The sequence below is a fragment of the Bradyrhizobium sp. WSM3983 genome (genome assembly GCF_000473045.1).
GTDB lineage: Bacteria > Pseudomonadota > Alphaproteobacteria > Rhizobiales > Xanthobacteraceae > Bradyrhizobium.
The window spans coordinates 132,404-154,642 of the sequence record NZ_AXAY01000006.1 but is presented as its reverse complement, the minus strand read 5'-3'; the positions used below and the strand labels follow the sequence as shown (position 1 = coordinate 154,642).

17 protein-coding genes are annotated in these 22,239 nt (G+C 64.9%); 5 read left to right on the top strand and 12 right to left on the bottom strand.

The features are described from left to right. Positions 1-46 precede the first annotated feature (46 nt). The 8 genes from YUA_RS0111965 to YUA_RS52465 all read right to left on the bottom strand — a co-directional run bounded on the left by YUA_RS0111965 (position 47) and on the right by YUA_RS52465 (position 10,839). Entirely contained in the window at positions 47-1,294 is a 1,248-nt protein-coding gene (locus tag YUA_RS0111965; RefSeq protein WP_027530910.1) for an ABC transporter substrate-binding protein, read from the bottom strand. A 106-nt stretch (positions 1,295-1,400) separates the two neighbouring features. Then, positions 1,401-2,312 (bottom strand): DMT family transporter, encoded by a 912-nt coding sequence (locus YUA_RS0111960; RefSeq protein ID WP_027530909.1) that lies wholly within the window; start codon positions 2,310-2,312, stop codon positions 1,401-1,403. Further along, positions 2,299-3,267 (bottom strand): DMT family transporter, encoded by a 969-nt coding sequence (locus YUA_RS43835; protein WP_245285145.1) that lies wholly within the window; start codon positions 3,265-3,267, stop codon positions 2,299-2,301. The genes YUA_RS0111960 and YUA_RS43835 overlap by 14 nt, the downstream gene beginning before the upstream one ends. A gap of 16 nt (positions 3,268-3,283) precedes the next feature. After that, on the bottom strand, positions 3,284-4,165 hold the full coding sequence (locus tag YUA_RS0111950; protein WP_027530908.1) for an NAD(P)-dependent oxidoreductase: 882 nt from the start codon (positions 4,163-4,165) through the stop codon (positions 3,284-3,286). 1 nt (position 4,166) lies between these two features. Continuing rightward, positions 4,167-5,298 (bottom strand): peptide chain release factor 2 gene (gene prfB / locus YUA_RS0111945; RefSeq protein WP_156947099.1). Its coding sequence is split into 2 segments (ribosomal slippage): positions 4,167-5,228 and positions 5,230-5,298, totalling 1,131 coding nucleotides; the frame shifts between segments, so codons are not numbered across the junction. A 109-nt stretch (positions 5,299-5,407) separates the two neighbouring features. Next, positions 5,408-7,915 carry a penicillin-binding protein 1A gene (locus tag YUA_RS0111940; protein ID WP_027530906.1) on the bottom strand — a complete coding sequence of 836 codons (2,508 nt, stop codon included), beginning with the start codon at positions 7,913-7,915 and terminating at the stop codon, positions 5,408-5,410. A 221-nt stretch (positions 7,916-8,136) separates the two neighbouring features. Further along, entirely contained in the window at positions 8,137-9,435 is a 1,299-nt protein-coding gene (locus YUA_RS0111935) for an N-acetylmuramoyl-L-alanine amidase (RefSeq protein WP_027530905.1), read from the bottom strand. 615 nt (positions 9,436-10,050) lie between these two features. Further along, the gene (locus tag YUA_RS52465) at positions 10,051-10,839 is read right to left on the bottom strand and encodes a hypothetical protein (RefSeq protein ID WP_305728012.1); all 789 of its coding nucleotides are present in this window, start codon (positions 10,837-10,839) and stop codon (positions 10,051-10,053) included. A 123-nt stretch (positions 10,840-10,962) separates the two neighbouring features. Here YUA_RS52465 and YUA_RS0111930 point away from each other — a divergent pair, with 123 nt between their 5' ends. Then, positions 10,963-13,263, top strand: a complete 2,301-nt coding sequence (locus YUA_RS0111930; protein ID WP_305728011.1) for a ribonuclease E/G — start codon at positions 10,963-10,965, stop codon at positions 13,261-13,263. A 64-nt stretch (positions 13,264-13,327) separates the two neighbouring features. Continuing rightward, positions 13,328-14,560, top strand: coding sequence for an FAD-binding oxidoreductase (locus tag YUA_RS0111925; RefSeq protein WP_027530903.1), 1,233 nt, complete (start codon positions 13,328-13,330; stop codon positions 14,558-14,560). Positions 14,561-14,604: 44 nt separating this feature from the next. Here the strand turns inward: YUA_RS0111925 and YUA_RS0111920 are convergent, their stop codons facing one another. Beyond that, the gene (locus YUA_RS0111920) at positions 14,605-15,438 is read right to left on the bottom strand and encodes a helix-turn-helix transcriptional regulator (RefSeq protein WP_027530902.1); all 834 of its coding nucleotides are present in this window, start codon (positions 15,436-15,438) and stop codon (positions 14,605-14,607) included. A 91-nt stretch (positions 15,439-15,529) separates the two neighbouring features. On the opposite strand from YUA_RS0111920, the gene YUA_RS0111915 reads away from it, so the two are divergent. Further along, positions 15,530-16,408, top strand: a complete 879-nt coding sequence (locus YUA_RS0111915) for an SDR family oxidoreductase (RefSeq protein ID WP_027530901.1) — start codon at positions 15,530-15,532, stop codon at positions 16,406-16,408. A gap of 27 nt (positions 16,409-16,435) precedes the next feature. Here YUA_RS0111915 and YUA_RS0111910 read toward each other — a convergent pair whose 3' ends face one another. From YUA_RS0111910 to YUA_RS0111900, 3 genes are all read right to left on the bottom strand, one after another. After that, positions 16,436-17,770 (bottom strand): dicarboxylate/amino acid:cation symporter, encoded by a 1,335-nt coding sequence (locus YUA_RS0111910; protein ID WP_027530900.1) that lies wholly within the window; start codon positions 17,768-17,770, stop codon positions 16,436-16,438. 84 nt (positions 17,771-17,854) lie between these two features. After that, positions 17,855-18,403, bottom strand: a complete 549-nt coding sequence (locus YUA_RS0111905) for a biotin transporter BioY (protein WP_027530899.1) — start codon at positions 18,401-18,403, stop codon at positions 17,855-17,857. Positions 18,404-18,493: 90 nt separating this feature from the next. Then, complete coding sequence (locus YUA_RS0111900; protein WP_027530898.1) at positions 18,494-19,681, bottom strand: pyridoxal phosphate-dependent aminotransferase; 1,188 nt, start codon at positions 19,679-19,681, stop codon at positions 18,494-18,496. A 229-nt stretch (positions 19,682-19,910) separates the two neighbouring features. On the opposite strand from YUA_RS0111900, the gene YUA_RS0111895 reads away from it, so the two are divergent. After that, entirely contained in the window at positions 19,911-21,314 is a 1,404-nt protein-coding gene (locus tag YUA_RS0111895; protein WP_027530897.1) for a M48 family metalloprotease, read from the top strand. Between the two features lie 52 nt (positions 21,315-21,366). Then, a complete protein-coding gene (locus YUA_RS0111890; RefSeq protein WP_027530896.1) occupies positions 21,367-22,134 on the top strand; it encodes a DsbA family protein in 768 nt (255 codons plus the stop codon). The last annotated feature ends 105 nt before the right edge of the window (positions 22,135-22,239 follow it).

Genomic DNA, 22,239 nt, shown 5'->3' with positions numbered 1-22,239 from the left:
CGCCGGCGGCGTGGTCCTGAAGAATCAGGTCCGCCCCCAGTCCTGACTACTGGCTACGCTCGTGGCCGACTTCGCCGGTGATGACGTCGCCGAACAGCTCCCAGGCCTGCCCGTTGAACCGCATCAGCTGCATCTGCTCGATCGGGAAGTAATCGTCGGGCGACGTGTTGACCATGATGCCGGGCAGCATCAGGTCGGTGTGAAAATTCTTCAGGCTTGCGGCCTGCTTCATGACGTTGTCGCGCGTGAGCGTGTCACCGCACTGCTTCAGGACCTGCGCCATCGCCTCGGCCTGCACGTATCCGTAGACGTTGTTGGAATTGGCCTTGTCGCCGTCGGGGTAATATTTGTCCATGAACTCGCGCCATTTGACGATGGCCGGATCCTTGTCCCAGGTCGGATCGGTCGGGTCCTTCAGATAGATGGTCGAGATGATACCCTTGGAATAGTCGAGGCCGGCAGGCTTCAGGACCGAGGCGACCGAGGTTGCGGTGTTGGCCAGGAAGAATTTCGGCTTCCAGCCGAGCTCGCCGACCTTGCGGATCGCCTGTGCCGAGCCCTTCGGCGCGGCCCATGAGAAGAAGATGTCGGCACCGGAATCGTGCAAGGCGACGATCTGCGAGTCGATCGAGGGATCGCTGACCTCATAGGATTTGTCGGCGATGATCATGTTGGCCTTGTCGCCGAGGCCGTCCTTCAGCCCCTTGAACTGGTCCTTGCCGGCGTCGTCGTTCTGCCAGAACACCGCGATCTTGCCGTTCGGGAAATTGTCGCGGATGTACTTTGCGTAGATCCGCCCCTCGCTCTGGTAGTTGGGCTGAAAACCCATGGTCCACGGAAAGTTCTTCGGGTCCCCGAACTTGGTGCCGCCGGAGGCGACGAACAGCTGCGGCACCTTCTTGGCGTTCATGTATTTCATGATCGCGGAATTCGAGGGCGTGCCGAGCGGCTGGAAGATCAGCAGCACCTCGTCGCTCTCGACCAGCTTGCGCGCCTGCTCGATCGCCTTGGGCGGCGAATAGGCATCGTCATAGCTGATGAAATTGATCTTGCGGCCGTTGATGCCGCCTTGATCGTTGATCATCTTGAAGAACGCGGCCTCGGTCTTGCCGATCACGCCATAGGACGATGCCGGTCCGCTGTAGGGCATGATGTTGCCGATCTTGATTTCGCTATCGCTGACCCCGGGATCGTATTTCTTCTGCGCCAAGGTCTGTGCCAAGGCCGGTGTGGTAACGAGCACTCCGGCAGCAAGCATGGCGAGGGCAGCAAGGCTTTTGCGACGACCCGGCATCGTTCTCTCCCCTATTTTGTAGTCTTGTTTTGTGGAGAGTGTCGCAAGGTGGCCGGCGACTGGCAAGCGGCAGGATTTTCCGCAGAGTGAAACGCCGGCCAGGAACTTAACCGACGCGCTGCAGCATCCCCAGCGCCCGTCCGTCGATCACGATCAACGCGCTGCCGATGACGATCGCGCCCGCGATCTCGCGCATGGCGATCGGCTCACCCAGCACCAGCCACCCCAGGAGGATCGCGGTCACGGGAATGAGCAGCGTCACCAGCATCACGTTGGTTGCGCCAGAACGCCGTATGATCTGAAAGAAGACGATGTAGGCCAGCGCCGTCGAGAGCGCGGCGAGGCCTAGCACCGCAAGCCAGGTCGCCAGACCCGGAACGGGAAGACGCCATGGCTGCTCAACCGCACCGGCAACAATCGCCATCATCACCGTCGATGCCATCAATTGAAACGTCGCGGTGCCGAGCGGCGGCGAGTCCTTCAGCAACCTCCGCGCGGCGAGCGCCGCAAAGCCATAGCTGAATGCGCCGCCGAGACAGAGCAGAATGCCGAGCCCCTGCCCGGTCCGCGTCTCGATCCCCCATCCCCGCAGGATGATCACGCCGGCGAGGCCCAGCGCCACGCCTGCCACCCGTCGCGCCTGCAGCGCCTCTTCACCCGCCGCGGCCATCACCAGCACCGTGAACAGCGGCGTGGTCGCGTTCAGGATCGACGCCAGACCACTCGGAATGAAGGTCTGCCCGGCCACGATCAGCGAGAACGGAATGACGTTATTGAGCAGTCCGATCACGGCGAAGGCTCGCCAGCCCGCCACGCCGCTGGGAAAGCAGATCCCATGCATGCGCAGGATCGGGAGCAGAATGGCCGCACCCAGCGCAACGCGCAGGAACACCAGCGTCAGCGGCGGCAATTCCCGTAGTGCCGCGCCGTTGAAGAAGAACGACCCGCCCCAAAGGATCGAGAGCACCGCGAGCAACGACCAGTCTCGCGCGTCGATCCGGTTATCATTGAAGGGCATGCGTCTTACCTCGGCGGTCGGACCTGCCGCCTAGGCCGGCGCGACGCATCTCGCCACCCGATTTCCGACAAGACGATGCCCATGAAGATCGGCGCGAACGGGCGTCGCCCGCGATATCAGCGATCACCGCCCCGATCACCAGCGCGCCGCCAATGAGCGCATGCATGGCCGGCACCTCGCGAAAGCCGACCCAGATCCAGAACGCCATCAGCGGCGTCTCCAGCGTCGCGATCAGGGAGGCCTGTCCTGACGGCAGCAGGCGCGAGCCGAGCATGTAGAAGGTCAGGCCGAGCGCGACCTGGAGGCAGCCGAACATTGCGAGGATCGCGAGGTTATGGCCACTGACATGGGCGATGTCATGGGCGAACGGCAGGCTGACGAGGCTGCCGATGAAGTTCGACAGTGCTGCCGCCGCGACCATGGAGGTCTCCCTGTGGCGCCGAACGACAACCGTCATCGCCGAGATGGCGAGCACCATGAGGCAGCTCAGGGCTACGCCGCTGATATCGGCGCCGGCTCTGATGCCACCGACGGTGATGGCAACGCCGGCAAACGCGACGAGGCTGGCGAGCAGCGTACGCCATGTCGCGGCTTCGCCAAGCCACAGCCACGCCAGCGCCGCCGCGACGAACGGCTGGGTCGCGATCAGCACCGCGACATTCATGACATCAGTCATCTGAAGCGCGGGGATGAACGAGATCATGCCGATGGCGGACAATGACGCCACGAGCAAGCCGCCGCGTCCCGGCACCACCAATTGCCGCAGCGCGTCCGCCCCCTGCATCAGGACGAGAAGCACCGAGATCAGACTGCCGCCGAACAGACCGCGCCAGAACAGGATGGTCCAGGGATCGAACGGCAGCAGCCGCGTGAAGAACGGGGCGGTGCTCCAGGCAATTGCCGCCGCGGTAACGAGGGCAATGCCGAGACCGCGTTCCGATCGAGGCTGCCCCATATCGATACGCCCCCGCTTAAGACGGCTTCTTCGGCCGCGAGACCAGCTCGATCATCTTGCCTTCGTCGTCATCGGGCATCGCGGCCTTGGCCTGCGCGTAGGACTCGACGGCGGCGCGTGAGACCAGCGGCTTGTCGGCCAGCAGGCTCTCGGCGAGCTTCACGGCGTAGGCGGCATCCTTGTGCCGCAGCGCCGCCGTGAATGTCGCGCCGCTGAAGTCGCGGGCGACCATACGCCTGGAGTGGCGCTGCACTTGCGGGCTGGCAGCGACGCCAGCCTGGATTGACTCCAGCACCAGCTTCATGTCGAGCCCGGCCTGCTCGGCGATCGCGAGGCCCTCGGCGAGGCCGGCGATCTGGATCGCGCCCAGGAGATTGTTGATGAGCTTGTAGACCGTGCCGGAGCCAACCGCGCCGAAATGGCGGATGGTCGAGCCGATCGGTTCGAGGAACGGCCGCGCACGTTCGAGGTCGGCCGCGTCAGCACCGGCGAGCAGCGTCAGTTTTCCGGCCGCGGCCGCATCCGGCAATCCCGTCACGGGGCAATCGATATAGATCAGCCCACGCGCATTGAGCTCGCGGCCCATCTCGCGCGCATGGTCATAGGAGACGGTGGAGCACTCGATCGCGATGGTGCCGGCCTTCGCCGTCTTGGCTGCGCCGTTCGGCCCGAGCCAGACGGCGCGCGAAGCTTCGTCGTCGGCGACCATGGTCACGACGGCGTCGGCGTCGATCGCAGCATCCTCAGGCGAGGTCGCCCAATGCCCGCCGCGCGTGATCAGGTCTTCTGCTTTTGCCCTGCTGCGATTCCACAGCGTCACCGTGAAGCCGGCGTCGAGATAGCGGCCGGCCATGCCATGGCCCATCCGTCCCAATCCGATGAAAGCGACGCGGGGCATGCTAGTCCACGTCCTCGATGTCAGCGCCGGTGGTACCGAAGGCGCGCTGCGCCAGCGTTGCCGCCATGAAGTCGTCGAGCTCGCCGTTGAGCACGCCCGACGTGTCGGAGGTCTGCACGCCCGTGCGCAGATCCTTCACCATCTGATAGGGCTGCAACACATAGGAGCGGATCTGGTGGCCCCAGCCGATATCGGTCTTGGCGGCTTGGTCGGCGGCGGCCTTCTCCTCGCGCTTCTTCAGCTCGATCTCGTAAAGGCGTGCGCGCAGCATGTCCCAGGCCTGCGCCCGGTTCTTGTGCTGGGAGCGGCCGGCCTGGCAGACCACCGCAACACCGGTCGGAATATGCGTCAGCCGCACCGCGGACTCGGTCTTGTTGACGTGCTGGCCGCCGGCGCCGCCCGAGCGCATGGTGTCGGTGCGAACGTCGGCTTCCTTGATGTCGATCTTGATGCTGTCGTCGATGACGGGAAACACCTGCACGCTCGAAAACGAGGTGTGCCGTCGCGCGTTGGAATCGAACGGCGAGATCCGCACCAGGCGGTGCACGCCGGCCTCGGTCTTCAGCCAGCCATAGGCATTGTGGCCGGAGACCTGGATGGTCGCGGATTTGATGCCGGCCTCTTCGCCCTCGGACTCTTCGAGGAACTCGACCTTGAAGCCATGCGTTTCGGCCCAGCGCGTGTACATGCGCAACAGCATCTGCGCCCAGTCCTGGCTCTCGGTGCCGCCGGCGCCGGCATGGACCTCGAGATAGGAATCGAAGCGATCGGCCTCGCCCGACAGCAACGCTTCGAGCTCGCGCCGCGCCACTTCCTTCTTCAGATTCTTAAGTGCGGCTTCAGCCTCGGCCACGACGCCGGTATCGCCCTCGGCTTCGCCGAGCTCGATCATGCCGATATCGTCTTCGAGCTCCTGCTCGACCTTGCCGATGCCCGAGAGCGAATCCTCCAGCGAGGTGCGCTCCTGCATCAGCTTCTGGGCTTTCTGGGGATCGTTCCAGAGGTTGGGATCTTCTGCGAGCTTGTTCAGCTCAGCGAGGCGCGCCGTCGATTTCTCGACGTCAAAGATGCCTCCTCAGCAGCCCGACTGACTGCTTGATCTCTTCTACCAACCGTTCGATTTCGGCGCGCATGTCGTTCTCTGGTCTCGCGGAATTGCTCCGCGTTTGATTTGCAACGCGGATGTAACGGCGGCGGCGCCAAAGCGCAACCGCCCGCCTCGCCTGCATTAGGCGTTATCCGCTACCACAGCCCGCCGGTGCCCGGCCGCATGAGGAAGCCGGAATCCGGCTGCTGTTGCGAAGACGGCATGCCGCCGCGCCCGTCTGCGTCGGCGACCCCGATGACCGAGTAATTATCCGGCGGCGCCGTGCCCGGCTTGAAGGCCTCGAGGATGGTTCCACCGGTTTCACCCGGGCTGGCGCGCATGCCGGTCTTGGCGACGACGCGAACCAGCTTGATGCCGGCCGGCACCTTGAACGGGACCGCGGGCTTGTCGGCAAGCGCGAGCTTGAAGAAGTCGCGAGCGATCGGGGCAGAGAGATGGCCGCCGGTTGCGGCATTGCCTTTGCCGAGCGAGCGCGGCTTGTCGTAGCCCATATAGATGGCAACCGCGACATCGGGCGAGAAGCCGACGAACCAGGCGTCCTTGGCCTCGTTGGTGGTGCCGGTCTTGCCGGCGATCGGCTTGCCGACTTCCCTCACGACGGTCGCGGTACCGGCCTGGACCACGCCTTCCAGCAGCTCGGTGATCTGATAGGCGGTCATGGAGTCCAGCACCTGCTCGCGGCGATCGATCAGCTGCGGCTCGTTCTGGTTCTTCCAGCCGCCGGGCGCGTCGCAGCCGCGGCATTCGCGCTGGTCATGCTTGAAGATGGTGTGGCCGTAGCGGTCCTGGATACGGTCGATCAGAGTCGGCTTCACCCGGCGGCCGCCATTGGCGAGCATCGAATAGGCCGTGACCATGCGCATCGCCGTGGTCTCGCCGGCACCGAGCGCGTAGGAGAGATAATTGGGCAATTCATCATAGACGCCGAAGCGGCGCGCATATTCGCCGATCAGGGGCATGCCGATGTCTTGCGCAAGCCGTACCGTCACCGTGTTGCGCGATAGTCTCAGCGCATTGCGCAAGGTCATCGGCCCCATATACTTGCCGGCATCAAAGTTTTCAGGCCGCCAGACACCGGCGCCCTGGCCCTGATCGATCTCGATCGGGGCGTCGAGCACGACGGTCGACGGCGTGTAGCCGTTGTCGAGCGCGGCCGAATAGACGATCGGCTTGAACGACGAACCCGGCTGGCGATAGGCCTGCGTGGCGCGGTTGAACTGGCTCTGGTCGAACGAGAAGCCGCCGACCATGGCGAGCACGCGGCCGGTCCAGGGGTCCATCACCACCATCGCGCCCGACACTTCGGGGATCTGCCGCAGACGGTACTGGCCTTCGACCGGCTGTCCTTCCTTGCTGTAGAGCGGATCGGCATAGATCACGTCACCGGGCTGCAGCACTTGCGCCACCGACGTCGCGGCCCTGCCCTTCGCAGCTCCTGAAGCCGCCTTCGCCCATTTGACGCCGTCGAGCGTGATCAGGCCGGTCTCGCGCTGCTTGCTGACGGCGCCGCCGAGTTCGCGGTTCGGTTGGAAGCCGATGCGCGCCGACTGGTCGCTGGTCTCCAGCACCACCGCCATGCGCCACGGCGAGATGTCGGAGAGCGACTTGATCTCGGCGAGCTTCACGCCCCAGTCGCCCGAAATATCGAGCTTGCTCATGGCGCCGCGATAGCCCTGCTGCTCGTCATAGTTCACGAGGCCGGCGACCATCGTCTTGCGCGCCATGACCTGGATTTTCGGATCGAGCGTGGTGCGGACCGAGAGACCGCCCTCATACAGCTTCTTCTCGCCATAGCGCTCGAAGATGTCACGGCGGACTTCCTCGGCGAAATATTCGCCGGCGAAGGTGTGGGCACCATTGGAACGGTTGGTGACGGCCAGCGGCTCCTTGCGCGCCTTCTCGGCGTCGGCCTGCTTGATCCAGCCGTTCTCCTGGAGACGGTCGATCACGTAGTTGCGGCGTTCGATGGCGCGGTCGCGGTTACGCACCGGATGCAGCGTCGCCGGCATTTTCGGCAGCGCCGCGAGGTAGGAGGCTTCCGCGACGGTGAGTTCGTTCACCGACTTGTCGAAATAGACCAGCGAAGCGGCGGCGATGCCGTAGGCACCGAGGCCGAGATAGATTTCGTTCAGATACAGCTCGAGGATCTTGTCCTTCGAATAGGTCTTCTCGATGCGCATCGCGAGCAGGGCTTCCTTGATCTTGCGCGCGAACGAGACCTCGTTGGTCAGAAGGAAGTTCTTGGCGACCTGCTGGGTGATGGTCGACGCACCCTGCGGGCGGCGGTTGGAGCCGTAGTTCTGCAGATAGACCAGACCCGCGCGCGCCATACCGGTGTAGTCGATGCCGCCATGCTCGTAGAAATTCTTGTCTTCGGCGGCGAGGAACGCGTTGATCACGAGCTTCGGCACCGCCTGGATCGGCAGGTACAGCCGCCGCTCCTTGGCGTATTCGCCGAGCAGCGAGCCGTCGACCGCGTGCACGCGGGTCATCACCGGCGGTTCGTAATCCTGAAGCTGAGAGTAATCGGGCAAGTCCTTGGAGAAATGCCAGATCAGGCCTGCCACGGCACCGACACCGACGAGGAACATCACCGTTCCCGCAGCGAACAGGAAGCCCATGAACCGCACAAGCAAGCGCATTATGTGTTTATCCGTTCAATCCCAGGATCAGCTCCAGGCGTCCAAAACGGGCGCCATCCTCATGTCGCGAATTCACCGGCCTTACTCAATACTATCAATGCCGGACCGAAAGACGCTTGCCGAACGGGATTCTCGTCGATTCCGGAACCCCCTGCGCCGTTTTTATAAAGCGTCCGCTGTGGCCAAACTAGGGCTTAACATCGGAACCAGCATTCCCTGCTTTAATTGCCAGCCCCCGCCGTCGCCATCCGCTTGGCCAGGAACGTGTCGATCGCCTGGGCCATCGCGCCCACCGCGCGCGACCGCCAGCCCTCGGACACGAGGTGCTCGAGGTCGCCCTTGTTGGAGACGTAGCCGATCTCGACCAGCACCGAGGGCACGTCGGGGGCTTTCAGCACCCGAAAACCGGCCGACTTCAAGGGATGCTTGTGCATTCGCACGGTCGACTTCATTTCGCCCATCAGCAAATGGGCAAAACGGTTTGAAAAGGTACGGGTTTCCCTCTGCGTGAGGTCGATCAGGATGTCGGCGACATCAGTCGGCTCTTCCGCCAGATTGAAGCCCGCGATCGCGTCCGCGCGGTTTTCGGCATCCGCCAGGCGCTGGGCCTCGGCGTCGGACGCCTTGTCGGACAGCGTGTAGATGGTGGCGCCCTGCGCGTCGCCCTCGGCCTTCGGCAGCGCGTCGGCGTGGATTGAGACGAACAGCGCGGCGTTCAGATTGCGGGCGACTTTGGACCGGTCATTGAGCGGTATGAAGGTGTCGTCGTCCCGCGTCATCACCACCCGGTATTTGCCGGCCTTTTCCAGCCGGTCGCGCAGCGCGAGGCCGAAGGCCAGCACCAGGTTCTTCTCGCTCTCGCCGCTCGACTGGGTGCCGTTGTCGATGCCGCCATGGCCAGGATCGATCACGACGACCGGACGGCCATCGACCGGCGCCCCAGGCTTCTGCTGCGCCGAGTCAGGAGCGGCAGGAATTGTCGCCGGCGGCGCGGCAGCGATCGTCGGGCGCAGCTCAGGGCGATTCTCTGGCGCGGGCGTCTGCACGAAGGCCGCGCGATCAACCTCCTCCAGCTCGAGCACGAGCCGGGCCGGCTGGCCGTTGGCCGCCTCGAGCACGTAGGAATTGGTGATCTTGGCCGGCCCGGCCAAGTCGAACACGATTCGGGAGCCGCCGGGCATCACGAGGCCGTAGCGGAAGGCCTTGACCAGCCCTCGCCCGGCCCCGGTGCCGGGAGCCAGTTGAAAATTGACCTGGGGAACGTCGACCACGACCCGATAGGGATCGGCGAGCGTCGTGGCGCGGAAGCTGACGGTCTGGTCGAGGTCGAGAATGAAGCGAGTCTGCTTGCCATCGCCGGCCAGGCGCGCCGCCGTGGCAATCGGAAAATTCGCCGTCGCAACAGAGGGTTGCGATGGGCTCTCGGCCGCACTCAGACGCGAGGAATCGGCGCACGGCAATGCCGCGGCGCACAGAAGCGCAACCCCCAGCAAAACCCGTTGATTTGTGCGGCTCGCCACCGAATCCGTGCCTCCGAGCAGCCCTCTCTAACGCAATAGAACCACAGGGTTAATCGATCCCTAATGACGGAAACGCGAAACTTTCCGACTGTGACCGGCATGCGACGCTCCCTTGCACGTATGCCCCATTCCTCGTATGTACGGAATGCTGACGGCCGATATTTCCGGTTGTGTCGCGTTCAGCCTCCCGGTGCAGCGCCGGAACGCCCAAGGTTTGGGATTCCAGCGTTTTTCCGTTCCCCTCTAAGACCAGCGCGGTGCGCGGCAGCGAGGCGGAACGGGGCAAGCCCCGGCGGCGGACGGTTTCCGGTTACCACTGCGTTTCCGGGACGGTTCTGACAGCGACGTAACCCGTTACCCGGTCCCTTAATCCCAAGGGAGCGGTTCGTAATCCCCAAGGCGAGCGCGCTCGCGCCATGCCTGGCCAGCAGCAACTGATTGAGGGGCGGCCCCGCCGCCCAATGTTTCATACGGGCCGACGCTTGATGCGCCAGACTGTGCCGACGAATTCTGAAGGACCATTCGCGACGCTGCGGAGTGACACTCCCGCGCGCCGCTTCGGTCCTCCGGCTTCCGATTCGGCAAGGCGCGAGAGACGGCGTTTCGGCCTTCCCCTCACCCCCGAATCAGGTGGACCGTCGCGTCACCCGGCAGCGCTCTTCGCGCCCACGGTCGATCGCGCCCGCCGCCGCCAAGAGTTAAGACATGCCCAACAAGATGTTGATCGATGCTACTCACCCGGAGGAGACCCGGGTCGTCGTGGTCCGCGGCAATCGCGTCGAAGAGTTTGACTTCGAGACCGCGCAACGCAAGCAACTGCGCGGGAATATCTACCTCGCCAAGGTCACAAGGGTCGAACCCTCGCTCCAGGCCGCCTTCGTTGAATATGGCGGCAACCGCCACGGCTTCCTCGCCTTCAGCGAAATTCACCCCGACTATTATCAGATCCCGGTCGCCGACCGGCAGGCGCTGATCGAGGCCGAGGAGCAGGCCCATCGCGAAGCCGAGGAAGAGAGCGAGAACCGCTCCCACGGCCGCCGCCGCTCGCGCCACCGCAACTCCCGCCGCCGCGGTCATGGCGAGCGCGTCCGCAGCGACATCGTCGAGGGTCTCGACGCCGGCGCCGATCCGGCCGCTCAGCCGGTCGAGGGCCAGGATTTGCCGGCGCATGCCGGCGGCCCAGCGCATGAGGGCGAGCACCTGCACGCCGATGCCGAACATCACGGCGAGCACGAAGGTCACGACCATCACGATCACGATCATCATGACCATGATCGCGACGATCATGAGCACGATGATCACCATCACGCCCATGGTGACGAGCACCACGCTCACGATCATGACGACCATGATCATGGCGACCATGGTCATGACGACGAACACGATCATCACGACCACGATCATGCCGACGAGACGCCCGCGCCTGTCGCAGCCATCGGCGCCGAGCCCGTCGTCGCGGCCGAGACCGTTGCCGAGCCTCAGGAGGCTTCCGCCTTCGAAACGCACGGCGAGACCTTTGCCGAAGCGGTGACCTCCGTCACCGAACCGGCCGATGCCGTCTACGCCGCCGGCGAGACCACTGAAGCGCCGCATGGCGAGGCTGCGGACGCCGACGGTGAGGACGACGAGGACGAAGAAGACGGCGAGGAAGAGGAAGTCGTCGAATCGGTCGGCGGTGACGACGTGCTCGAGGAAGTGCCGGAGCGCACCTTCCGTCCGCGCCGTCAGTACAAGATCCAGGAAGTCATCAAGCGCCGCCAGGTGATGCTGGTTCAGGTGGTCAAGGAAGAGCGCGGCAACAAGGGCGCGGCGCTGACGACCTATCTGTCGCTCGCCGGCCGCTATGCCGTGTTGATGCCGAATACCGCGCGTGGCGGCGGCATCAGCCGCAAGATCACCAGCGCCCAGGACCGTTCGCGCCTGAAGGAAGTGGTGCAGGATCTCGACGTGCCCGAGGGCATGGGCATCATCCTGCGCACCGCAGGTGCCGCCCGCACCAAGCCCGAGATCAAGCGCGACTTCGAGTACCTGATCCGGATGTGGGAGACGGTGCGCGACCTGACGCTGAAGTCGCAGGCCCCGACGCTGGTCTACGAGGAAGGCTCACTGATCAAGCGCTCGCTGCGCGACCTCTACAACAAGGAGATCGACGAGATCTCGGTCGCCGGCGACTCCGGCTACCGCGAAGCGCGCGATTTCATGAAGATGCTGATGCCCGCCAATGTCAGCGCTGTGAAGCAGTATCGCGACGGCCAGCCGCTGTTCTCGCGCATGGGCGTCGAGAGCCAGCTTGACGCGATGTTCTCGCCGACCGTCCAGCTACGCTCCGGCGGCTATATCGTGATCAACCAGACCGAGGCGCTGGTTTCGATCGACGTCAACTCGGGACGATCGACGCGCGAGCACCACATCGAGGACACCGCGCTCAAGACCAATCTGGAAGCGGCCGAAGAGGTCGCCCGCCAGCTCCGCCTGCGCGACCTCGCCGGGCTGATCGTCATCGACTTCATCGACATGGACGAGAAGCGCAACAACCGTGCGGTCGAGCGCAAGCTGTCCGACTGCCTGCGTCAGGATCGCGCGCGCATCCAGGTCGGCCGCATCTCGCATTTCGGCTTGCTCGAGATGTCGCGCCAGCGCATCCGCGCCAGCGTGCTGGAATCCTCGACCGATCCCTGCCCGCATTGCGGCGGCACCGGCCACGTCCGCTCGGTCTCCTCGGTGGCGCTGCAGTTGCTGCGCGGCCTCGAAGAGATCCTGATGAAGGGCGCGACCCACAATCTCGTGGTCCGTACCCGCACCGACGTCGCGCTCTACGTGCTGAACCACAAGCGCGGCCATCTGCGCGATCTCGAAAACGGCTTCAAGGTCACGCTGGCGGTGATCGCTGATGCCAGCGTCAGCGGACCGCAGGCCTATGTGATCGATCGTGGCGAGCAGGTGCACACGCTGGAAGCCGCCAAGGCGCTGCTGGCCGCACAGGCAGCCGCAAGCCCGCCGCCGTTGGCCGAGGAGGCCTATGACGACGAGGAGTTCGATTCCGAACTGGAATCCGAGGTCGAGACCGAGGAGACCGAAGGTCTCACAGAAGAACAAGCCGCAGGCGATGCTTCGCCCGAGCAGGACGGCCAGCGCGGGCGCAAGCGCCGCCGTCGTCGGCGTGGCCGCGGCGGTCAGCGCGACGGCGAGGCGCGCGAGGATGGCGCTCCCGCTTCTCCTGAAGGGGCTGTAGCGGCCGCTAGCGAAGGCGAAGAGGACGCCGAGGCCGAACCGGACAGCGAGGAAGGCGAGGAACAGGCCGCCCGCGGCGAGCAGCAGGGCGCAGACGCGCGCCGGCGCCGGCGCGGTCGTCGCGGCGGACGTCGCCGGCGCGGTGGCGGCGAGGAAGGTCTCGCCGGCTCCATCGGCGACGAGCTCGGCGGCAATCCGGCGTCGGAAGCAACCGATGCGGTGGCCGATTTCGATAGCTCCGGCAGCGAGACGGCGCCGTCGATTGCGCATTCGGAGCACATCGCCCCGGTCGAAACGTCTCAGCCCGAGTTTCAGTTGCAGACACCGGTTGAAACGCCGATGCAGCCCGCGCCTTCAGCCACTGCTGCTGAAGAAGAGCCCGCATCCGACGACAAGGCGGCACGACGCCGCTCCACCGTCCGCGAGAAGGTGAGCTTCCTGTCGAGCAGCCCGAGCGAGCCGGCAACCCAGGTTGCGGCGGCGCCAGAGCCGGTTGCTCCGCCGGCGCCTGAGCCCGCGCCGGAAGCGGCAAGCGAGACGCCGGCCGCACCGCGTCGCGCCGGCTGGTGGTCGCGCCGTTTCGGTGGCGGCGAATAGAACGAAATCCAGATGAAACCGCCCGGCCAAGCCGGGCGGTTTTGATTTGGCGAGGTCAGATCCAATGCAAAGCGCAATCGTTCTCGGCGGCGGGATGGTAGGGGTGAGTGCCGCCTTGCATCTGAAGCAGCGCGGCTGGACCGTCGCGCTCGTCGACCGCAGGGAGCCGGGCCGCGAGACCAGCTACGGCAACGCCGGGATGATCCAGGCAGAGGCGGTACGGCCCTATCCGATGCCGCGCGATCTCGCCTCGCTCGTGAAGATCGCGACCGGTCGCACCAACGACGTGCGCTACAGCTTGTCCTCGCTGCATCGCCATGTCGAGCCCCTGCTCCGCTATTGGTGGCATTCGGCACCGAAGCGGCATCGCGAAGCGATCGAGGCCTGGTCGCGCCTGATCGCCTATGCGACGCCCGAGCACGACATCCTCATCCGCGAAGCCCATGCCGACAATCTGATCCGCCGGGCCGGCTATCGCGTGCTGCATCGCGACCCCGCCTCGTTCGATCTCGCGATCAAGACCGCGGAGGAAGACCGCCGCGAGTTCGGCGTGAATTTTCGCGTGCTCTCGGGCAGCGAGCTGACCAAGGCAGAGCCGATCCTGCGCGACGACCTTCCCGGTGCGATCCATTGGCTCGACACCTGGACCGTGTCCGATCCCGGCGCCCTGGTCACCGCCTACGCCGATCTGTTCGAGCGCCTCGGCGGCACCATCGCGCTCGGCGATGCGCAGTCGCTGCAGCAGACCGCGACCGGATGGTCGGTCGACACCGACAATGGCCGCATCGATGCCGCCAACGCCGTCGTGACCCTCGGGCCGTGGTCGCCGGATCTCTTGCACAAGTTCGGCTATCGGATTCCCCTGGTGCGCAAGCGCGGCTACCACATGCATTACAGCGGCGGCGCCTCGCTCGACCTTCCGCTGGTCGACAAGGGCAGCGGCTATGCCATGGGTCCGATGGCCAAGGGCATCCGTATCACCACAGGCGCGGAGCTGACGGGGCCGGATGCTTTGGCCACGCCGGTGCAACTCGCCAGTGCCGAAGCCTCGGCACGCGAGCTGATCGATCTCGGCAAGCGCGCCGAACCGGAGCCATGGTTCGGCACCCGACCGTGCACACCCGACATGGTGCCCGTGCTCGGCCGTGCCCCGCGGCATCCCGGCCTCTGGATGAATTTCGGCCACGGCCACCAGGGTTTTACGCTCGGCCCCGCCACCGGACGCCTGCTCGCAGAGATGATGAACGGCGAGACGCCGTCGATCGATCCAACGCCGTACCGGCCGGAGCGGTTCTAGCTCTCCGCTAAGCACCGCGAGCGCCGCCGTCAACGGATCATCCGTCAGTCGACTCGCGTGGCCAGAACGGCCTTGATGCACTGCGCATCCTCCGGCGTCGCGGGGTTGTAGACGACCATGCCGAGATCGGGCCGGCCGTCGACCGAGAAGGCCGAATATTCGAACGCGATCGGGCCGAGCACGGGATGGCGCAGACGCTTGACGCCCTCGCCGTAGCTTCGGACGTCGTTGTCGGCCCACAGCTTCGCGAATTCGGGACTGAGACGGCACATCTCGTCGACGAACTCGGCGACATGGGAGACCGCGCCGGCGCGCGCCGCATCCGCCCGGAACGCCGCGACCACGAAGCGGGCAACGCTGTCCCAATCATATTGCGCGGCGCGCACATTGGGCTCACTGAAGATCAGACGCAGGATGTTGCGCCGTTCCGGCGGGAATTTTGAATAGTCGGTCAGCACGAGCGTGGCCGCCCGGTTCCAGGCGACGACGTCCCAGATCGCAGTCCTGATGATGGCGGGGCTGGTCTCAAGTGCATCGAGCACGCGCTGAAGCCGCGGCGATACACCTTGGCTTGCCTGGTAACGGACCTCGGGCGGACGGCCGAGCCCGATCAGGAACAGATGCTCGCGCTCGACATCGGTCAGCATCAGCGCTCCGGCGATGCGGTCGAGCACGTCGGCCGACGGTGCGCCGCCCCGACCCTGCTCCAGCCACGTGTACCAGGTCGGGCTGATATTGGCCCGCTGCGCCACCTCTTCACGCCGCAGCCCCGGGGTGCGCCTGCGGCTGCCGCCAAAGCCGAAGGCGGCCGCGTCGAGCCGGGTACGGCGATCCTTCAAATAGATCCCGAGCAGATTTTCGCTGGTGGTCTCGCTCATCCTGTTAGCTATTATACCCTGATAATGTCACTACTTTACCCGGATAACTATGGCGCGGATGCTGCTTTCCACCAACACTGGAGAGCTGCTCATGCGTGTATTCGTCACTGGCGCCACCGGCTTCGTCGGCTCCGCCGTCGTTGCCGACCTGATCGCCGCCGGCCATAGCGTCACCGGCCTCGCTAGGTCCGACGCCGGCGCAGCCGCCCTCACCGCGATGGGCGCCGCGGTCCATCGCGGCTCGCTGGAGGACCACGCCTCCCTGCGCAGCGGCGCCGCCGGCTCCGACGGCGTACTCCACCTCGGCTTCAACCACGACTTCTCGAAATTTTTGGACAATTGCGAGCTTGACCGCCGCGCCATCCTCGCGCTCGGCGAGGAGCTCAAGGGCTCCGAGCGTCCGCTCATCGTCACTTCCGGCGTGGCACTGCTCGCGCCGGGGCGCCTCGCCACCGAGGATGACGAGTCGGCACACGGCTTCCCACGCGTGTCGGAATCGACCGCGCTCTCGCTGGCCGGCGTCCGGGCCGCCGTGGTCCGTCTGCCGCCGACGACGCATGGCGAAGGCGACCACGGTTTTGTGCCGATCCTGATCAACCTCGCGCGCGAGAGAGGCGTGGCAGCTTATATCGGCGACGGCATGAACCGCTGGCCGGCCGGGCACCGCATCGATGCCGCCCGCGTTTATCGCCTCGCGCTCGAGCAAGGCGCGACCGCGCCGTGCTATCACGCGATTGCGGAGGAAGGCATCCCGTTCAAGTCGATCGCGGAAGTGATCGGCAAAAGGCTCGGCGTACCCGTGGTCTCGAAGTCGCAGGACGAAGCGGCCGAGCATTTCGGCTGGTTCGCACAGTTCGCCGGCGTCGATGTGCCGACGTCGAGTGCAAAGACGCGCGCCTTGCTCGGCTGGACGCCAAAAGAAATCGGGCTGATCGAGGATCTCGACCAGCCCTATTACTTCAAGACCTGACGGCGGATTGCGCCGCCAGGTGGCAGATCAGTCCGTCGTGACAGCAGTTTCCATGTCCGTCGGATCGATCTGCCGGCTCAGCAGCGCATTGAGCTTGTCGCGATCGAGCTCGCCCTCCCACCAGGCGACGATCACGCAGGCCACGCCGTTGCCGCAGAGATTGGTCAGCGCGCGGCATTCGCTCATGAACTTGTCGATGCCGAGCACGATCGCCATGCCCGGCACCAGCCGCGGATCGACCACGGCCAGCGTCGCCGCCAGCGTGATGAAGCCTGCGCCGGTGATGCCGGAGGCGCCCTTCGAGGTCAGCATCGCCACGACCAGGATCGTGAGCTGCTGGCCGAAGGTGAGATCGAAGCCGAGCGCCTGCGCGATGAACAGGGTCGCCAGCGTCATGTAGATGTTGGTGCCGTCGAGGTTGAACGAATAACCCGTGGGCACCACGAGGCCGACCACCGACTTCGAGCAGCCGAGACGTTCCAGCTTCTCCATCAAGGACGGCAGCGCGCTTTCCGACGACGAAGTGCCGAGCACGATCAGCAGCTCGTCCTTGATGTAGGCGAGGAACTTGAAGATCGAGAACCCTGCAAAGCGCGCGATGGTGCCGAGCACCACGATCACGAACAGTGCCGAGGTCAGGTAGAACGTCGCGATCAGGCCCATCAAATTGAGGATCGCACCGGTGCCGAACTTGCCGATGGTGTAGGCCATCGCGCCGAACGCACCAAGCGGCGCCGCGCGCATCACGATCGAAATGACGCCGAACACCGCGTGCGCGGCGTCGTCGATGAAGCTGCGGATCACGTGGCCGCGCTCGCCGAGCCCCATGATGGCAAAGCCGAACAGCACCGAGAACAGCAGCACCTGCAGGATCTCGCCTTGCGCGAAGGCGCCGACCACGGTGTCGGGAATGATGTGCAGGATGAAGTCGACCGACTTCTGACCCTCGGCCTGCTTGGCGTAATTGGCGACCGCTTGCGCGTTGGCGGCGGCATTGCCGAAGCCTGCGCCCGGCTTGACGACGTTGCCGATGATGAGGCCGATGACGAGCGCGAAGGTGGAGACGATTTCGAAATAGACCAGCGCCTTGACGCCGATGCGTCCGACCTTCTTGGCATCCTGGATGTGGGCGATGCCGGAGACCACGGTGCAGAAGATGATCGGGGCGATCACCATCTTGATCAGCTTGATGAAGCCGTCGCCGAGCGCCTTGATCCATTCGTTGGTGGCAACCGTCGGCCAGAGCCAGCCGACGATCGCGCCGAGCACGATGGCAATCAGCACCTGGACGTAGAGAATTTTATACCACGGCTTGGCCGCGCTCGGTGCGGCCGGCGCCCCCGCCATCGTTGTCGTTGTCATTGTTTCACTCCCCCTCAAAATTTAGAGCCAGCCAAGATCAACTTGGCCGGCCCTGTCAATTGGAACTGCTCGGACTTGCGCGCTTTACCGGCGATCGATGATCCGGCGTGCCGCCGGCATCAGGGTCGCACCCAGCGCGTTCTTGACGAGAGATGCCGCTATAAACGGCGCGACGCCAACCTGCCAAGCCTTGGCGGCACCAAGGCCGAAGGCCAGCCAGCCGAACCCGCCGACGAAAATGACGACATGGCCGACGGCCATCGCCACAAACAGCAGACCCACGCTGCGATCCCAGCCGCGCTCGGCGAGCCAGCCGGTGACGAAAGCCGCGGCGACGAAGCCGAACAGATAGCCGGCGGTCGGGCCGACCAGCGGCGCAAGTCCGCCGACCGGACCGGCAAACACCGGTAGCCCCATCGCGCCTTCAGCGAGGTAGGCGATCATGGTTGCGCTGCCAAGGCGCCAACCATAGGCCGCGCCGATCATCAGCACGACCATGCTCTGCAGGGTCATGGGCACGTAGGGCAGCGGCAGATTCACCTTGGCGGATAGCGCCATCAACGCGGTGCCAAGCGCGACCAGCACGAATGCGCGCAAGCTGCCTACGGTCTCACCCGGTCGGGTCGGCCACAACAAGGCGGCGAGAGGAGAATGCCGCGCGGCGGCGGACTGTACGGTTCGGTCAGACAAGATGCACTCCGGAAGGCTGTTCGAAACTGGCGGCTATTTAAGCCAGTGAGCGATCCGGTCAACTGCCTCCCGCATCTCCGCGGCCGAGCGCGCGTAGGAAAATCGGACGAACGAGCGGCCATGGATCGGATCGAAATCAACGCCCGGCGTTGCCGCAACGTGGGCTTTCTCCAGCATCTGCTTGGCGAAGTCGAAACTGTCCGAGGTGAAGTCCGAGACGTCGGCATAGAGATAGAACGCGCCGTCCGCCGGCAAAAACTTGCTGAGGCCCGCTTTGGGCAATCCCTCGATCAGAATGCGCCGGTTTTCCTGATAGCCATGCTTGATCTCCTCCATCTCGGCCGCGCCATCGAAGGCGGCTTCGGCCGCGACTTGTGACAATGACGGCACCGAGATCGAGAGATTCTGCTGAAGCCGCTCGATCGGTCGCACGAGTATCTCGGGCACGACCATCCAGCCGACGCGCCAGCCCGTCATGCAAAAATACTTCGAGAACGAGTTGATCACGAGTGCGTGCTCAGACAGCGCCGCCGCCGTCACGGCCGGAAACGCATAGTCGAGCCCGTGATAGATCTCGTCGGAGATGAAGCGGATGCCGGCATCCTCTGAAGCTGCGATGAGGCCAGCGAGCGCCTCCCGGGACATCATCGTTCCCGTTGGATTGGCGGGGCTGCCGACCAGCACGCCCTTCAGGGGTGCCTTGCGATGGGCGGCGAGCAGCGCCTCGCCGGTCAGCGCGTGACGTGTCTCGTTGGTGGTCTCGATCAGCACCGGCTCGCAGCCGAGCGCGGTGAGGATATGACGATACGGCGGATAGCCCGGCACCGTGACAGCGACGCGATCGCCGGGCTCGAACATCGACAGGAAAGCGAGGATGAACCCGCCCGAGGAACCCGTGGTCACCACGATTCGCTCCGGGCTGACGGTGCAGCCATATGCATCGCGATAATGCCGCGCAATGCGCTCGCGCAAGGAGGGGATGCCGAGCGCCGAGGTGTAGTCGATCCGCCCCGCAGAAAGCGCGGCCTGCGCTGCCGCGATCGCAGTCTTCGGCGCGCCGGCCGCGGGCTGGCCGACCTCCATGTGAATGACATGGCCGCCGGCCGCCTCGATCCGGGCGGCCGCGGCCATCACGTCCATCACCATGAACGGGGGAACATCACTGCGGCGGGAGGGCTCGAGCCACTGCCCCACCCGGTTCCTCAATGTCGCATCGTGCATCGATTTCTGCTATTTCGCTGGCGGACCGGTCCGTTCGGCCCGGAAACAGGGCGCTTCACGCCCCAGACTAGCCGCATTATACGGCTCATAAGGGCATATCGCGTATCCGGTCCGCCGCCAATCGCCAAAACCAATCACAAAGACTGCATTCCAAATCCGCTTGCCAAATCCGCTTGCCAAGTCCGCTTGCCAAGTCCGCTTGCAAAGCCCGTTTGACCCAGACCGATTGATGTTGCTCCAGATCGCATTGCGCAAGAAGGCCTCCGCCCTTACCGCCCTCGTCACGGCGGCTGCGATCGCGCTGCTGCCAGTCCCGGCGACGCAGGCGCAGGAGGGCCGCGGACCGCCGGTCCTGCGCGACACCGAAACCGAGCAGCTGTTGCGCGAATATACGCGCCCGATCCTGCGGGTTGCCGGTCTGGAGAAGCAGAACATCCAGATGGTGATCATCAACGACAGCTCGTTCAACGCGTTCGTCGCCGATGGCCGCCGCATCTTCGTCAATTTCGGCGCGATCCTGCAGTCGGAGACGCCGAACCAGCTGATCGGCGTGCTCGCGCACGAGACCGGGCATCTGGCCGGCGGCCATCTGTCCAAGCTGCGCGAGCAGCTCGCCAATGCCCAGACCCAGATGATCATCGCCATGCTGCTCGGCGCAGGCGCGCTCGTCGCGGGTGCGAGCCGCGGCTCCAGCAGCGGCAATAACGGGCTCGCCAATGCCGGCGCGGCTGCGATCGCCGGACCGCAGGAGATGATCCGCCGCTCGCTGTTGTCCTACCAGCGCCAGCAGGAAGAGAACGCCGACCGCGCCGGCGTGAAATTTCTGACCGCGACCCAGCAGTCGCCGAAGGGCATGTACGAGACCTTCAAGCGCTTCACCAGCGAGAGCCTGTTCGCGGCACGCGGCGCTGACCCCTATCTGCAGTCGCACCCGATGCCCGCCGAGCGCGTCGCAGCACTCCAGGAATTCGCCAGTAGCAGCCCCTATTGGGACAAGAAGGACGATCCCGCGCTGCAGCTCCGCCACGACATGGTGCGCGCCAAGATCTCCGCCTTCATGGAGCGGCCGGAGCTGGTGTACCGCCGCTATCCCCTGACCAATGACAGCTTGCCGGCGCGCTATGCCCGCGCCATCAGCACCTATCTGCACGGCGATCTGCGCAGCGCCCTCACCCAGATCGACGCATTGATCGCGGTGCAGCCGAACAACCCGTACTTCTACGAGGTCCGCGGCCAGGCCCTGCTGGAGAGCGGCAAGCCCGCCGACGCGATTGCCCCCCTGCGCAAGGCGGTCGCACTCTCGAACAATGCGCCCCTCATCGAGATGTTACTTGGGCAGGCTCTGGTTGGAACCGATAATAAGGCCTACACGGACGACGCCATTCGGATCCTCCGTGCCGCCGTGGCACGCGAGCCCGAGGCCCCGCTCGGCTACATGCAACTCGCGATGGCCTACGGCCGGAAGGGAGACTATGCCGAGGCGGATCTCGCCTCAGCCCAGGCCGCTTACTTGCGCGGCGACAACAAGACCGCTCGCGAGCTCGCCACGCGCGCGAAAACCCGTTTTGCCGTCGGCACGCCCGGATGGGTCAAGGCCGACGACATCGTGGCGTCGAAACCGCCGCGCAACTAGCCTGATCACGACATCTGTTTTCGAAACCTGCTCTGGATAAGAGGATTTGCCAATGCCTTCGCTGCGCCTGCTTGCTCCCGCGCTGTTTGCGCTCGCCATCTTCGGCGCAACGGGACCGGCTTCGGCCGACAGTTTCTCGGATGCCCAGCGCACCGACATCGAGGCGATCATCAAGAACTACCTCGTCAGCCATCCCGAGGTGCTCGAAGAGGCGATGACCGAGCTCAGCAAGCGCCAGGCTGATGCCGAAACGAAGAAGCACGAGGCCAGCATCGCGCAAAACTCGGATGCGATCTTCAACTCGCCGCGCCAGGTCGTTCTCGGCAACAAGGACGGCGACGTCACCTTCGTCGAGTTCTTCGATTACAATTGCGGCTACTGCAAGCGCGCGATGGGCGACATGCTCGACCTGATGAAGGCCGATCCCAAGCTGAAGGTCGTGCTGAAGGAGTTTCCGGTGCTGAGCCAGGGCTCGGTCGAAGCCGCCCAGGTCGCGGTCGCCGTGCGCATGCAGGATCCCTCCGGCAAGAAATATCTCGACTTCCACCAGAAGCTGCTTGGCGGCCGTGGCGCCGCCGACAAGGCGCGCGCGCTTCAGGCGGCCAAGGAAGCCGGCCTCGACACCGCGAAGATCGAGAAAGACATCGCGAGCCCTGAGGTGCGCGCCACCATCGAGGAGAACTTCAAGCTCGCCGAAGCGATGGGCATGAACGGCACGCCGAGCTACGTGATCGGCAAGCAGATCGTGGTCGGCGCCGTCGGCCTCGACGGCCTCAAGGAAAAGATCGGCGTCGCCCGCTGCGGCAAAGCGACCTGCTGATCGCACGCTTTTCGATACAGAACGCTAGCGAGGCCGGCTGAAACGCCGGCCTTTTTCTTGCGTCAAACTTGGCCGTCAAACTTTGGCGCGATCCTGCAAAGTCAT